Consider the following 13,206-nt stretch of genomic DNA (forward strand, 5'->3'; position numbering starts at 1 on the left):
TAAGCTCGGCGCATCCTGCTAGAGCACGAACAGGTCCACAAAACGATTGACCGGCGTGGCCTCGAGCTTCGCCTGGTCCGTGCACAACGCAAAGATTTCGGCACTGCGTTGCGCGGTAAACCGCGTGGCCAGGTTGGCCTTGAACTTGTCTTCCAGCATCGGAATGCCCTCCACCCGACGACGGCGATGGCCGATCGGGTATTCCACCGCCACTTGCTCGGTACTGGAGCCATCCTTGAAGAACACCTGCACCGCATTGGCGATGGAACGCTTGTCGGCTTCCAGGTATTCACGGCTGTAACGCGGGTCCTCGACGATGACCATCTTGTCGCGCAGTTCATCGATGATCGGGTGAGCGGCGTGAAACTCATCCTCGTACTGCTCGGCCACCAGGTTGCCGAATGCCAGGGGCACGGCGGTCATGTATTGCAGGCAATGGTCGCGGTCGGCAGCGTTGGCCAGTGGCCCGACCTTGGAGATGATGCGAATCGCCGACTCATGGGTGGTGATCACGATGCGCTCGATGTCGTGCAGGCGATCCTTGACCAACGGATGTAAGGTCACCGCGGCTTCACAGGCGGTTTGCGCATGGAACTCAGCGGGGAAGCTGATCTTGAACAGCACGTTTTCCATCACATAGGTGCCGTAAGGCTGGGACAGGCTGAACGCACGCTTGTCCTCGGGCTTGAGCGCCAGGTCGTTATTGGTGTGGCTGAACAGCACATCGTAGAAGCCCCATTGCGGCGCGCTCAGCACACCGGGGATGCCCATTTCGCCGCGCAGGGCGATGTCCGCCAGGCGTACGCCGCGACTCGACGCATCCCCCGCCGCCCAGGATTTGCGCGAGCCGGCATTCGGCGCGTGGCGGTAAGTGCGCAAGGCCTGGCCATCGACGAAGGCGTGAGACAGCGCCGACAGCAACTGTTCGCGGTTGGCGCCCATCAGCTTCGCGGTAACCGCCGTGGAGGCGACTTTCACCAACAGCACATGGTCGAGGCCAACGCGGTTGAACGAGTTTTCCAGGGCAATCACCCCCTGGATTTCGTGGGCCATGATCATCGCTTCCAACACCGCGCGCACGGTCAACGGCGCATCGCCATTGGCCACGCGCTTTTGCGACAGGTGATCCGCCACGGCAAGGATGCCGCCAAGGTTATCCGAAGGATGACCCCATTCGGCAGCGAGCCAGGTGTCGTTGTAGTCGAGCCAGCGCACGATGCAGCCAATGTCCCAGGCCGCCTTGACCGGGTCCAGGCGAAACGACGTGCCCGGCACCCGCGCGCCGAACGGCACCACCGTGCCCTCGACAATCGGCCCCAGGTGCTTGGTGCACTCGGGAAAACGCAGGGCCAGCAGGCCGCAACCGAGGGTGTCCATCAGGCAGTTGCGGGCGGTGTCGAGGGCGGCTTGGGAGTCGATGTGGTAGTTGAGGACGTAGTCGGCAATGTCCTGCAGGACCTGGTCGTAGTCGGGGCGGTTGTTCTGGTCGACGTTGGTGCTCATGGCAGATCTCCAAAGTGAGTTAGGGTTGCTGCATCCTCAGGGTCAGGGTTGATCGTTTCGCAGGTCTGAATGCCTGTTTATGACTGTGGGAGGGAGCTTGCCCGCTCCCACAGGGGATTGGTGTTGGACTTTAGAAAGAGTCGCCGGGTACGCGGACGAAACCCTCCATCAACACCCGTGCACTGCGGCTCATGATGGCTTTCTTCACCACCCATTCACCGTTCACCTGGGTGGCTTCAGCCCCCACGCGCAACGTGCCGGACGGATGCCCGAAGCGCACGGCATTACGCTCCACGCCGCCTGCAGCGAGGTTGACCAAGGTGCCGGAAATCGCCGCCGCCGTGCCGATCGCCACCGCCGCCGTGCCCATCATCGCGTGGTGCAGCTTGCCCATGGACAGGGCGCGCACCAGCAAATCCACATCGCCGGCCTTGATCGCCTTGCCGCTGGACGCCACGTAATCCGCAGGTTTGGCCACAAACGCCACCTTCGGCGTGTGCTGGCGCTGGGCGGCTTCGTCGAGGTGTTTGATCAGCCCCATGCGCAACGCGCCATAGGCCCGTACGGTCTCGAACATCGCCAGGGCCTTGGGGTCGCTGTTGATCGCGCCTTGCAGCTCGGTGCCGGTGTAACCGAGGTCTTCGGCGTTGATGAAAATCGTCGGGATGCCAGCGTTGATCAGCGTGGCCTTGAAGGAGCCGACACCCGGCACTTCGAGGTCGTCGACCAGGTTGCCGGTGGGGAACATCGAGCCGCCGCCGCCCTCTTCTTCCGCCGCCGGGTCCATGAATTCCAGCTGCACTTCGGCAGCCGGGAAGGTCACGCCGTCCAGTTCGAAGTCGCCGGTTTCCTGCACCGCACCGTCGGTGATCGGCACGTGGGCAATGATGGTCTTGCCGATATTGGCCTGCCACACCCGCACCACGGCCACACCGTTGCGGGGCACGCGGGCCGCATCGACCAGCCCGGCGCTGATGGCGAACGAACCCACCGCCGCCGACAGGTTGCCGCAGTTACCACTCCAGTCGACAAAGGGTTTGTCGATGGAAACCTGGCCAAACAGGTAGTCCACGTCGTGATCGGCGCGAGTGCTTTTGGCGAGAATTACGGTTTTGCTGGTGCTCGATGTGGCGCCGCCCATGCCGTCGATTTGCTTGTCGTAGGGGTCGGGGCTGCCGATCACCCGGAGCAGCAAGGCATCCCGCGCCGCTCCCGGCACCTGCGCCGACTCGGGCAGGTCCTGGAGGCGGAAAAATACGCCCTTGCTGGTGCCGCCACGCATATAGGTGGCGGGGATCTTGATTTGCGCTGCGTGTGCCATGGTCATCCTCTTCAGGCGGTGGTCGCCGATTCCAGGAAATCCTGGGCAAAACGTTGCAACACGCCGCCCGCCTCGTAGATCGACACTTCTTCGGCGGTGTCCAGACGGCACGTCACCGGCACCTCGACACGTTCGCCATCCTTGCGATTGATCACCAGCGTCAGCTGCGCACGCGGGGTGCGTTCGCCGATCACGTCGTAGGTTTCGCTGCCATCAATCTGCAGAGTGTGACGGTCGGTGCCCGGCAGGAACTCCAGCGGCAACACGCCCATGCCCACCAGGTTGGTGCGGTGGATGCGCTCGAAACCTTCGGCGGCAATCGCTTCCACACCCGCCAGGCGCACACCCTTGGCGGCCCAGTCGCGGGACGAGCCCTGGCCGTAGTCGGCGCCGGCAATGATGATCAGCGGCTGCTTGCGCTCCATGTAGGTTTCGATGGCTTCCCACATCCGCGTGACCTTGCCTTCCGGTTCGATCCGCGCCAGGGAGCCCTGCTTGACCTTGCCGTTCTCCCGCACCATTTCGTTGAACAGTTTCGGGTTGGCGAACGTCGCGCGCTGCGCGGTCAGGTGGTCGCCACGGTGAGTGGCGTAGGAGTTGAAGTCGACTTCCGGCAGGCCCATTTTCGCCAGGTATTCGCCGGCGGCGCTGTCGAGCATGATCGCGTTGGACGGCGACAGGTGATCGGTGGTGATGTTGTCCGGCAGCACCGCCAGCGGGCGCATGCCCTTGAGCGGCCGCGCACCGGCCAGCGCGCCTTCCCAGTACGGTGGGCGGCGGATATAGGTGCTCTGCGGGCGCCAGTCGTACAGCGGCGCGACTTTCGGGCCGGTGTCTTCGTGGATCGCGAACATCGGGATATACACCGCGCGGAACTGCTCCGGCTTGACCGAGGCCTTGACCACCGCGTCGATTTCTTCATCGCTCGGCCAGATGTCCTGCAGGCGGATTTCCTTGCCGTCGGCGTCGAAGCCGAGCACGTCCTTCTCGATGTCGAAACGGATGGTGCCGGCAATGGCATAGGCCACCACCAGTGGCGGCGAAGCCAGGAACGCCTGCTTGGCGTACGGGTGAATACGCCCGTCGAAGTTACGGTTACCCGAGAGCACGGCGGTGGCGTACAGGTCGCGGTCGATGATCTCTTGCTGGATCACCGGGTCGAGCGCGCCGGACATGCCGTTGCAGGTAGTGCAGGCAAACGCCACCACACCAAAGCCGAGCTTTTCCAACTCATGACCGAGGCCGGCTTCTTCCAGGTACATGGCCACGGTTTTCGAACCGGGTGCCAGGGACGACTTGACCCACGGCTTGCGCGTCAACCCAAGCCTGTTGGCGTTACGCGCCAGCAGCCCGGCGGCGATCACGTTGCGCGGGTTACTGGTGTTGGTGCAACTGGTGATGGCGGCGATGATCACTGCGCCGTCGGGCATTTGCCCCGGCACTTCATCCCACTGGCCGGAGATGCCTTTGGCGGCCAGGTCGCGGGTGGCGACGCGGGCGTGCGGGTTGCTCGGGCCAGCCATGTTGCGCACGACACTGGACAGGTCGAAGGTGAGGCCACGCTCGTACTGCGCACCTTTAAGGTCGTCTGCCCACAAGCCGGTATGACGGGCGTATTGCTCGACCAGGGTGACTTGTTCGTCTTCGCGGCCGGTGAGTTTCAGGTAGGCGATGGTCTGCTGGTCGATATAAAACATTGCCGCCGTGGCGCCGTATTCCGGGGCCATGTTGGAGATGGTCGCGCGGTCACCGAGGGTCAGTTTGGAGGCGCCCTCGCCAAAGAACTCCAGCCACGCACCGACCACTTTCTGTTGACGCAGGAACTCGGTCAGGGCCAGCACCATGTCGGTGGCAGTGATGCCTGGCAGCAGCTTGCCGGTCAGTTCGACGCCGACGCTTTCCGGCAGGCGCATCCACGAGGCGCGGCCAAGCATGACGCTCTCGGCTTCGAGGCCGCCGACGCCAATGGCGATCACGCCCAAGGCATCGACGTGAGGTGTGTGGCTGTCGGTGCCGACGCAGGTATCCGGGAAGGCCACACCGTCACGCACCTGGATCACCGGGGACATTTTCTCCAGGTTGATCTGGTGCATGATGCCGTTGCCTGGCGGGATCACGTCGACGTTCTTGAAGGCCTTTTTGGTCCACTCGATAAAGTGGAAGCGGTCTTCGTTGCGACGGTCTTCGATGGCGCGGTTTTTCTCGAATGCGTCCGGGTCGAAACCGCCGGCTTCGACGGCCAGGGAGTGGTCGACGATCAACTGGGTCGGTACCACCGGGTTGACCTGGGCCGGGTCGCCGCCTTGCAGCGCGATGGCGTCACGCAGGCCGGCGAGGTCGACCAGCGCGGTCTGACCGAGAATGTCGTGGCACACCACGCGGGCCGGGAACCAGGGGAAGTCGAGGTCGCGCTTGCGTTCGATCAGTTGGCTCAGGGAAGCATTGAGGGTGGCCGGGTCGCAGCGGCGCACCAGGTTCTCGGCGAGCACACGAGAGGTGTAGGGCAATGTGGCGTAGGCGCCGGGGCTGATTGCATCGACGGCCGCGCGGGCATCGAAGTAATCCAGGCGGCTGCCGGGGAGCGGTTTGCGAAATTCAGTGTTCATCGTCAGGACTCGGTCACGGTGATTGCAAACGGAACCGGCTGATCCGGGGCTGGAATGCGATTCAAATGTGGGAGGGGGCTTGCTCCCGATGGCGGTGTATCAGTTGCTATAGGTTTGAATGACACACCACCATCGGGGGCAAGCCCCCTCCCACACTGGGTCCGGTTTCCACTTCGGGATCGTCGGTATTCCCATTCAGCGACGTTCGATTGGCACGAACTTGCGCTGTTCAACGCCGGTGTACTCGGCGCTTGGACGGATGATGCGGTTGTTGGCACGCTGCTCAAATACGTGGGCCGCCCAGCCTGTAAGCCGCGAGCAGACGAAGATCGGCGTGAACAGCTTGGTCGGGATGCCCATGAAGTGGTACGCCGAGGCATGGTAGAAGTCGGCGTTGGGGAACAGTTTTTTCTGTTCCCACATGGTCTTGTCGATGGCTTCGGAGACCGGGAACAGCACGGTGTCGCCCACTTCGTCAGCGAGTTTTTTCGACCAGCCCTTGATCACTTCATTACGCGGGTCGTTGTCTTTATAGATGGCGTGGCCGAAGCCCATGATCTTGTCCTTGCGCGCCAGCATGCCGAGGGTGCCTTCGACGGCTTCCTCCGCCGAGCCGAAACGCTCGATCATTTCCATCGCCGCTTCGTTGGCGCCGCCGTGCAGCGGGCCGCGCAGGGAGCCGATGGCGGCGGTGACGCAGGAATACAGGTCGGACAATGTCGAGGCACACACCCGCGCGGTGAACGTCGAGGCGTTGAACTCGTGCTCGGCGTAAAGGATCAACGACACGTTCATGACTTTTTCATGCAGCTCGCTCGGCTTCTTGCCGTGCAGCAGGTGCAGGAAGTGGCCGCCAATGCTCGGCTCGTCGGTCACGCAATCGATGCGCTTGCCGTCGTGGCTGAAGCGGTACCAGTAGCACATGATCGCCGGGAACGCGGCGAGCAGACGGTCGGTCACGTCGCGTTGCACGCTGAAGTCTTTTTCCGGCTCGATATTGCCGAGGAACGAGCAACCGGTGCGCATCACGTCCATCGGGTGGGCGTCGGCGGGGATGCGTTCGAGCACTTCTTTCAGCGCTTGCGGCAGGTCACGCAGCTTGCTCAGCCTGGCGCTGTAGGCGGCCAGTTCGGCCTGGGTCGGCAGTTCGCCGTACAGCAGCAGATAAGCGACTTCTTCAAACTGCGCATCGGCCGCCAGTTCGCGCACATCGTAGCCACGGTAGGTCAAGCCGGCACCGGCCTGGCCCACGGTGGACAGTGCGGTCTGCCCGGCGACCTGGCCACGCAGGCCGGCACCACTCAATACTTTTGCTTCAGCCATGGTTTTTCTCCAATTTTGTCGTTATTCAGGGAGGCGTGTTCGTCACTTTTTCGCGGCGAACAGCGCGTCAAGCTTCTGCTCGAAGGTGTGGTAATCGATGCGATCGTAAAGCTCCATGCGGGTTTGCATGGTGTCGATCACGTTCTGTTGGGTGCCGTCGCGACGGATCGCGGTGTAGACGTTCTCGGCGGCCTTGTTCATGGCACGGAAGGCCGAGAGCGGGTACAGCACGATGGAAACATCGGCAGATTTCAACTGTTCGGTGGTGTACAGCGGCGTCGCGCCGAACTCGGTGATGTTGGCCAGGATCGGCGCCTTCACACGGGCGGCGAACAGTTTGTACATCTCCAGTTCAGTGATGGCTTCCGGGAACACCATGTCGGCGCCGGCTTCGATGCAGGCGGCGGCACGCTCCAGGGCAGACTCCAGGCCTTCGACGGCCAGGGCATCGGTACGCGCCATGATCACGAAGCTGTCATCGGTGCGCGCGTCCACGGCGGCCTTGATGCGGTCGACCATTTCCTGCTGGGACACGATCTCTTTGTTCGGACGATGGCCGCAGCGCTTGGCGCCGACCTGGTCTTCGATATGAATCGCGGCGGCACCGAACTTGATCATCGATTTGACGGTGCGCGCGACGTTGAACGCCGAGGAACCGAAACCGGTGTCCACGTCCACCAGCAGCGGCAGGTCGCAGACATCAGTGATACGGCGCACGTCGGTGAGTACGTCATCCAGGCCGGTGATGCCCAGGTCCGGCACGCCGAGGGAACCGGCCGCCACCCCGCCGCCCGACAGGTAGATCGCCTTGAAGCCGGCACGCTTGGCCAGCAACGCGTGGTTGGCGTTGATCGCGCCGACCACCTGCAAAGGGTGCTCGCTGGCGACCGCGTCACGGAAACGCTGGCCGGGTGTGCTTTTGTTGTTCGAACTCATGACTCACCTCTATCAGGGGCGCCGCCTGGGAAATGACGGGCAATATTGCGTTTGGAAGCACCGATATGCCGGCGCATCAACAACTCGGCCAGTTCACCGTCGCGATCGGCAATCGCATCAAGAATGCGGTGATGCTCGGCAAAGGCCTGGCGTGGACGATTGGGGGTGGCGGAGAACTGGATGCGGTACATGCGCACCAGCTGGTACAGCTCGCCGCAGAGCATTTGAGTGAGCGTGCGGTTACCCGCACCTTGAATGATCCGGTAATGAAAATCGAAGTCGCCTTCCTGCTGGTAGTAGCCGACACCCGCCTGGAACGCTGCGTCGCGCTCATGGGTGTGCAACACCTGGCGCAGCTCTTCGATCTCCACGTCGGTCATGCGCTCGGCGGCCAGGCGACAGGCCATGCCTTCCAGGGACTCGCGGATTTCATACAGTTCAACCAGCTCGGCGTGGCTCAAGGACACGACCCGGGCGCCCACATGAGGTACGCGCACCAGCAGGCGCTGGCCTTCCAGGCGGTGGATCGCCTCGCGCAGCGGGCCACGGCTGATGCCGTAGGTGCGAGCCAGTTCCGGCTCGGAAATCTTGCTGCCGGGAGCGATCTCACCCTTGACGATGGCGGCCTGAATGCGTCGGAAGACGTTCTCGGACATCGTTTGGGATTCGTCCGACGCCATTATCGGAGCTTCTGATTGACCCAGCATATTGTCGACACCTTTGAAAGCAATGCGGCAAAAACTAGCCAATAAACCGCCACCAGTCAAAGAATAAATCGATATTGTCGACAATCGTCTAATAATCCCGGCTGCACGCCCTCAGGGCATGGCCGGCTGCCAGCGCTGGCGCCAAAAAAGCATCATGTTAGAATGCCCGCCGCATTTGCCTGACATCACTTGATGAAACGGCGCACGAAGGGAGCTTGCGCAGTAATGCCAGTCGCCTTGAATTGAACATCGCACTGCACCGCCTCAGGATCTATGAGACTCAAGCCCTTCCCCCTACTGTTTTGCCTATTGTCCATGCCGAGCCTTGGCGCTGCCGCCGAGAAGACTGTGTATGGCCTCAATGAATACGCCCAATTGGCCGGCATCGACCTGGAAGTAGCCGCCAAGCTCGACACCGGCGCCAAGACCGCCTCCCTCAGCGCCCGCGACATCAAGCGCTTCAAGCGCAACGGCGAATCCTGGGTGCGCTTCTACCTGGCCATCGACACCGCCCATTCTCATCCCATCGAGCGTCCCCTGGCCCGCGTCAGCAAGATCAAGCGTCGCGCCGGGGACTACGACCCCGATGAGGACAAGAACTACACCGCCCGTCCCGTGATTGCCCTGGATATCTGCATGGGCACCGCTTTACGCAGCATCGAAGTGAACTTGACTGACCGCAGCGCTTTCCAATATCCGCTGCTGATCGGCTCCGAAGCGCTCAAACGCTTTGATGCGCTGGTCGACCCCAGTCTTAAATACGCAGCAGGCAAACCTGCCTGCGCCGCCGACGCTCATACCGCCGAGTAAACCGAATGCGCGCTCTAACCCTACACCTGAGAATCCTGATCGCCATCCTGGTGGTGTTGGGTATTTCGGTCACCGCCTACCAGATCTTCGTGCTGGGCATTCCCGTCACCGAGGACGCCACCGACGACTTGTGGAACATCGACGCCAAGGTCGAGTTCGTCGCCAACCCGAAAGACCCGGTGAAGATCCAGATGTTCGTGCCGCCCTTGAGCCGCGACTTCGTCAGTCTTAATGAGAGCTTTATCTCCAATAACTACGGGGTCAGCGTCAACCGCATCGACGGCAACCGTAAGGTCACCTGGTCGGCACGCCGCGCCAAGGGCAACCAGACCCTGTATTACCGCCTGGTGCTGACCAAGCGCTACAGCGGCGAAAAAACCAAGATCAAGGGCCCGACCTTCCGCGACAGTATTGCCGTGGAAGGCCCGGAGAAAATCGCCGCCGAGGCCCTGCTGGCGCCGATTCGCCAGCATTCGGCCGACGTCGAGACCTTCATTACCGAAGCCATCAAGCGCACCAACAACCTCAACGACGACAATGTGAAGCTGTTGCTGGCCGGCGACCCGTCGACGCCGCACAAGGCCAAGATCGTCGAGTTGCTGCTGTCCATCGCCCATGTGCCGGTGGAAAAGGTCCACACCATCCGCCTGGTGGCCGACCAGCCGCAAACCCCGGAACTGTGGCTGCGTAGCTTTAATGGCAACGACTGGCTGTACTTCAACCCGGAAACCGGCGAACCGGGCCTGCCCGCCGACCGCCTGCTGTGGTGGACCGGCGATGAAAACCTGATCACCGTCGATGGCGGCAAGAAAGCCATGGTCACCTTCAGCCTGAACAACAGCGAAATGAACGCGATTCGCCTGGCCAAGCTGACCGACGAGAACACCGACGCCAACTTCCTCGAATACTCGCTGTACGGCCTGCCCCTGCAAACCCAGCAGACCTTCATGATCATGGTGATGATCCCGATTGGCGTGCTGGTGATCCTGATCCTGCGCAACCTGATCGGCCTGCAGACCCTGGGCACCTTTACCCCGGTGCTGATTGCCCTGGCGTTCCGAGAGACACAGCTGGGCTTCGGGATTGTGCTGTTCACGATTATCACGGCGCTGGGCCTGTCCCTCAGGTCGTACCTGGAACACTTGAAGTTGCAGATGCTGCCGAGGTTGTCGGTGGTGCTGACCTTCGTGGTGGTGTTGATCGCGGCCATCAGCCTGTTCAGCCACAAGCTGGGGCTGGAGCGCGGGTTGTCGGTGGCGCTGTTCCCGATGGTGATTTTGACCATGACCATCGAACGCCTGTCGATCACCTGGGAAGAGCGCGGCGCCAGCCATGCCATGAAAGTGGCGATTGGTACGCTGTTCGCCGCGTCCCTGGCGCACATCATCATGAGCGTGCCGGAGCTGATCTACTTCGTATTCACTTTCCCGGCGATCCTGCTGATCCTCGTGGGCTTCATGCTGGCCATGGGGCGCTATCGCGGCTACCGCCTGACCGAGCTGGTGCGATTCAAGGCCTTCCTCAAGGCTGATTCGTAATGTTCGGCTTCTGGAAGACCTGGAAGGCCCTGGAAGCGCGGGGGATCATGGGCATCAACCGGCGTAATGCCGACTACGTGCTCAAGTACAACAAGCGCAGCCTGTACCCCATCGTGGATGACAAGATCATCACCAAGGAACGGGCGATAGCCGCCGGCATCCATGTGCCGGAAATGTACGGGGTGATCTCCACCGAGAAGGAAATCGACAAACTCGACGAGATCATCGGCGGGCGCAGCGACTTCGTGATCAAACCGGCCCAGGGCGCCGGCGGTGACGGCATCCTGGTGGTGGCGGACCGTTTTGAGGGGCGCTACCGCACGGTGTCCGGCAAGATCATCAGCCATGAAGAGATCGAACATCAGATTTCCAGCATCCTCACCGGCCTCTACTCCCTGGGTGGCCACCGCGACCGTGCGCTGATCGAATACCGCGTGGTACCCGACCAGATCTTCAAGAGCATCAGCTACGAAGGCGTGCCGGATATTCGCATCATCGTGCTGATGGGCTACCCGGTGATGGCGATGCTGCGCTTGCCGACCCGCCAGTCCGGCGGCAAGGCCAACCTGCACCAGGGCGCGATTGGCGTGGGCGTCGACCTTGCCACCGGCCTGACCCTGCGCGGTACCTGGCTGAACACCATCATCACCAAACACCCCGACACCACCAACGCGGTGGATGGCGTGCAACTGCCCAACTGGGACGGTTTCATGAAGCTCGCGGCCGGCTGCTACGAGCTGTGCGGGCTGGGCTATATCGGCGTGGACATGGTGCTCGACCAGGAAAAAGGCCCGCTGATCCTTGAGCTGAATGCGCGGCCGGGGCTGAATATCCAGATCGCCAACGACTGCGGCCTGACCTTGCGCACCCATGCGGTGGAGGCGCGACTGGAAGAACTGAAAGCGGCCGGCGTGACGGAAACCCCGGAAGAGCGGGTGAAGTTTGTGCAGGAGATGTTCGGGCATATTCCGCCCGTGGAAGGCTGATCCGGTCTTCGAACTGTCTATCCCCGACATCCCCTCTAGGAGCAAATCCTACAGGGGACTACAATCCCCCTCCCCCGCGCCATTGGCTGATTCAACCCCGCATGTCGACCTGCTCCGTACACCCATTGCCCTACCGGGCCAACCCCGCCGAGTATTTTGCGGCGATTCGCCACGCTCCCGGCGCGGTGCTGCTCGACAGCGGCCGGCCGACGGCCGAGCGTGGGCGTTACGACCTGCTCAGCGCCTGGCCCGAAGCGACCTTGGCGGTAGCGCCTGACGAAAGCGGCGCTGCTTTCCTGCAACGCTTGCGGGAAAACCTCACGCGATTGGGTGAAGCCGCGATTCCCGACGGTTTGCAGTTACCGTTCGCCGGCGGCTTGATCGGCTACCTGAGCTACGACTTCGGTCGGCACCTGGAGCACATGCCGCACCTGGCGGTGGATGACCTGCACCTGCCGGACGCGCGCTTCGGGCTGTACGCCTGGGCGCTGATCAGTGACCACCAGGCCCAGAGCAGCCAGTTGGTGTTTCATCCCTCGCTGGCAGATAGCGAACGGCAACGGCTGATCGCGTTGTTCAGCCATGGGGCTGTCGACACCTGCGCGACGTTCAAACTCCAGGGCCCGATGGCGCCCGACCTCAGCGCCGAGGCCTACCGCCAAGCCATCGTGCGTATCCAAGATTACATCCAGGCCGGCGACTGCTACCAGGTCAACTTCGCCCAGCGTTTTCGCGCACCGTGCATGGGTGATCCCTGGGCAGCCTATTGCGCCCTTCGCGAAGCCTGCCCGACGCCGTTTTCCGGGTTCCAGAGCCTGCCGGACGACGGCGCGGTCCTGAGCCTGTCGCCGGAGCGTTTCGTGCACATCAGCGAGCGCCACGTCGAAACCCGCCCGATCAAAGGCACCCGCCCCCGCGGCCTCACGCCTGAAGAAGACGCCGCCCAGGCCGCCGAACTGCTGGCCAGCCCCAAGGACCGCGCCGAGAACCTGATGATCGTCGACCTGCTGCGCAACGACCTCGGCCGCACCTGCCGCATCGGCTCGGTCAACGTGCCGGAACTGTTCAGCCTGGAAAGCTACCCCAACGTGCATCATCTGGTCAGCAGCGTGACCGGCGAGTTGGCCGACGATAAAGACGCCCTCGACCTGATCGCCGGCAGCTTCCCTGGTGGCTCGATCACCGGTGCCCCGAAGATTCGCGCGATGCAGATCATCGACGAACTGGAGCCGACCCGACGCGGGCTGTACTGCGGTTCGCTGGTGTACCTGGATGTGCGCGGCGAGATGGACAGCTCCATCGCCATCCGCAGCTTACTGGTCAAGGATGGCCAAGTGTGTTGCTGGGGCGGCGGTGGGATCGTGGCGGATTCGCAGTGGGAGGCGGAGTATCAGGAGTCACTGACGAAGGTGCGGGTGTTGTTACAAACACTGGAAAGCCTGTAGCGCACAGTGCCTTCCTGGCTCTCAGACGTAG

Annotated in this window: 10 protein-coding genes; 4 read left to right on the plus strand and 6 right to left on the minus strand. The window is 62.4% G+C overall.

Going from position 1 to position 13,206, the window contains the following annotated elements:
• Positions 1–18: 18 nt before the first annotated feature.
• The 6 genes from prpD to FBY10_RS16175 all read right to left on the minus strand — a co-directional run bounded on the left by prpD (position 19) and on the right by FBY10_RS16175 (position 8,396).
• Positions 19–1,503: a 2-methylcitrate dehydratase gene (gene prpD / locus FBY10_RS16150; RefSeq protein WP_145337031.1), complete on the minus strand. Its 1,485-nt coding sequence runs from the start codon at positions 1,501–1,503 to the stop codon at positions 19–21.
• A 130-nt stretch (positions 1,504–1,633) separates the two neighbouring features.
• Positions 1,634–2,824 carry a 2-methylaconitate cis-trans isomerase PrpF gene (gene prpF / locus FBY10_RS16155; RefSeq protein WP_131699696.1) on the minus strand — a complete coding sequence of 397 codons (1,191 nt, stop codon included), beginning with the start codon at positions 2,822–2,824 and terminating at the stop codon, positions 1,634–1,636.
• A gap of 11 nt (positions 2,825–2,835) precedes the next feature.
• Positions 2,836–5,430 carry a Fe/S-dependent 2-methylisocitrate dehydratase AcnD gene (gene acnD / locus FBY10_RS16160; protein WP_145337032.1) on the minus strand — a complete coding sequence of 865 codons (2,595 nt, stop codon included), beginning with the start codon at positions 5,428–5,430 and terminating at the stop codon, positions 2,836–2,838.
• A 195-nt stretch (positions 5,431–5,625) separates the two neighbouring features.
• Positions 5,626–6,753 (minus strand): 2-methylcitrate synthase, encoded by a 1,128-nt coding sequence (gene prpC, locus FBY10_RS16165; protein ID WP_131699698.1) that lies wholly within the window; start codon positions 6,751–6,753, stop codon positions 5,626–5,628.
• A gap of 42 nt (positions 6,754–6,795) precedes the next feature.
• Positions 6,796–7,689 carry a methylisocitrate lyase gene (gene prpB, locus FBY10_RS16170; RefSeq protein WP_027603670.1) on the minus strand — a complete coding sequence of 298 codons (894 nt, stop codon included), beginning with the start codon at positions 7,687–7,689 and terminating at the stop codon, positions 6,796–6,798.
• Positions 7,686–8,396 carry a GntR family transcriptional regulator gene (locus FBY10_RS16175; protein ID WP_131699699.1) on the minus strand — a complete coding sequence of 237 codons (711 nt, stop codon included), beginning with the start codon at positions 8,394–8,396 and terminating at the stop codon, positions 7,686–7,688. The genes prpB and FBY10_RS16175 overlap by 4 nt, the downstream gene beginning before the upstream one ends.
• Positions 8,397–8,669: 273 nt before the next feature.
• Between FBY10_RS16175 and FBY10_RS16180 the strand changes: the two genes are divergently transcribed.
• From FBY10_RS16180 to pabB, 4 genes are all read left to right on the plus strand, one after another.
• Positions 8,670–9,206, plus strand: coding sequence for an ATP-dependent zinc protease (locus FBY10_RS16180; RefSeq protein ID WP_065924789.1), 537 nt, complete (start codon positions 8,670–8,672; stop codon positions 9,204–9,206).
• 5 nt (positions 9,207–9,211) lie between these two features.
• Positions 9,212–10,744 carry an inactive transglutaminase family protein gene (locus tag FBY10_RS16185; RefSeq protein WP_065924790.1) on the plus strand — a complete coding sequence of 511 codons (1,533 nt, stop codon included), beginning with the start codon at positions 9,212–9,214 and terminating at the stop codon, positions 10,742–10,744.
• Positions 10,744–11,730, plus strand: a complete 987-nt coding sequence (locus FBY10_RS16190) for an alpha-L-glutamate ligase-like protein (protein ID WP_131699701.1) — start codon at positions 10,744–10,746, stop codon at positions 11,728–11,730. The genes FBY10_RS16185 and FBY10_RS16190 overlap by 1 nt, the downstream gene beginning before the upstream one ends.
• A gap of 101 nt (positions 11,731–11,831) precedes the next feature.
• Positions 11,832–13,175, plus strand: coding sequence for an aminodeoxychorismate synthase component I (gene pabB, locus FBY10_RS16195; RefSeq protein ID WP_131699702.1), 1,344 nt, complete (start codon positions 11,832–11,834; stop codon positions 13,173–13,175).
• Positions 13,176–13,206: the final 31 nt, after the last annotated feature.

This window comes from Pseudomonas sp. SJZ103 (assembly GCF_007828335.1).
In the GTDB taxonomy this organism is placed as follows: Bacteria; Pseudomonadota; Gammaproteobacteria; order Pseudomonadales; family Pseudomonadaceae; genus Aquipseudomonas.

What these genes read in the sequence shown, in the direction of transcription:
- prpD (WP_145337031.1), bottom strand. Translation starts at nt 1,503, where the DNA reads ATGAGCACCAACGTCGACCAGAACAACCGCCCCGACTACGACCAGGTC.
- prpF (WP_131699696.1), bottom strand. Translation starts at nt 2,824, where the DNA reads ATGGCACACGCAGCGCAAATCAAGATCCCCGCCACCTATATGCGTGGC.
- acnD (WP_145337032.1), bottom strand. Translation starts at nt 5,430, where the DNA reads ATGAACACTGAATTTCGCAAACCGCTCCCCGGCAGCCGCCTGGATTAC.
- prpC (WP_131699698.1), bottom strand. Translation starts at nt 6,753, where the DNA reads ATGGCTGAAGCAAAAGTATTGAGTGGTGCCGGCCTGCGTGGCCAGGTC.
- prpB (WP_027603670.1), bottom strand. Translation starts at nt 7,689, where the DNA reads ATGAGTTCGAACAACAAAAGCACACCCGGCCAGCGTTTCCGTGACGCG.
- FBY10_RS16175 (WP_131699699.1), bottom strand. Translation starts at nt 8,396, where the DNA reads ATGCTGGGTCAATCAGAAGCTCCGATAATGGCGTCGGACGAATCCCAA.
- FBY10_RS16180 (WP_065924789.1), top strand. Translation starts at nt 8,670, where the DNA reads ATGAGACTCAAGCCCTTCCCCCTACTGTTTTGCCTATTGTCCATGCCG.
- FBY10_RS16185 (WP_065924790.1), top strand. Translation starts at nt 9,212, where the DNA reads ATGCGCGCTCTAACCCTACACCTGAGAATCCTGATCGCCATCCTGGTG.
- FBY10_RS16190 (WP_131699701.1), top strand. Translation starts at nt 10,744, where the DNA reads ATGTTCGGCTTCTGGAAGACCTGGAAGGCCCTGGAAGCGCGGGGGATC.
- pabB (WP_131699702.1), top strand. Translation starts at nt 11,832, where the DNA reads ATGTCGACCTGCTCCGTACACCCATTGCCCTACCGGGCCAACCCCGCC.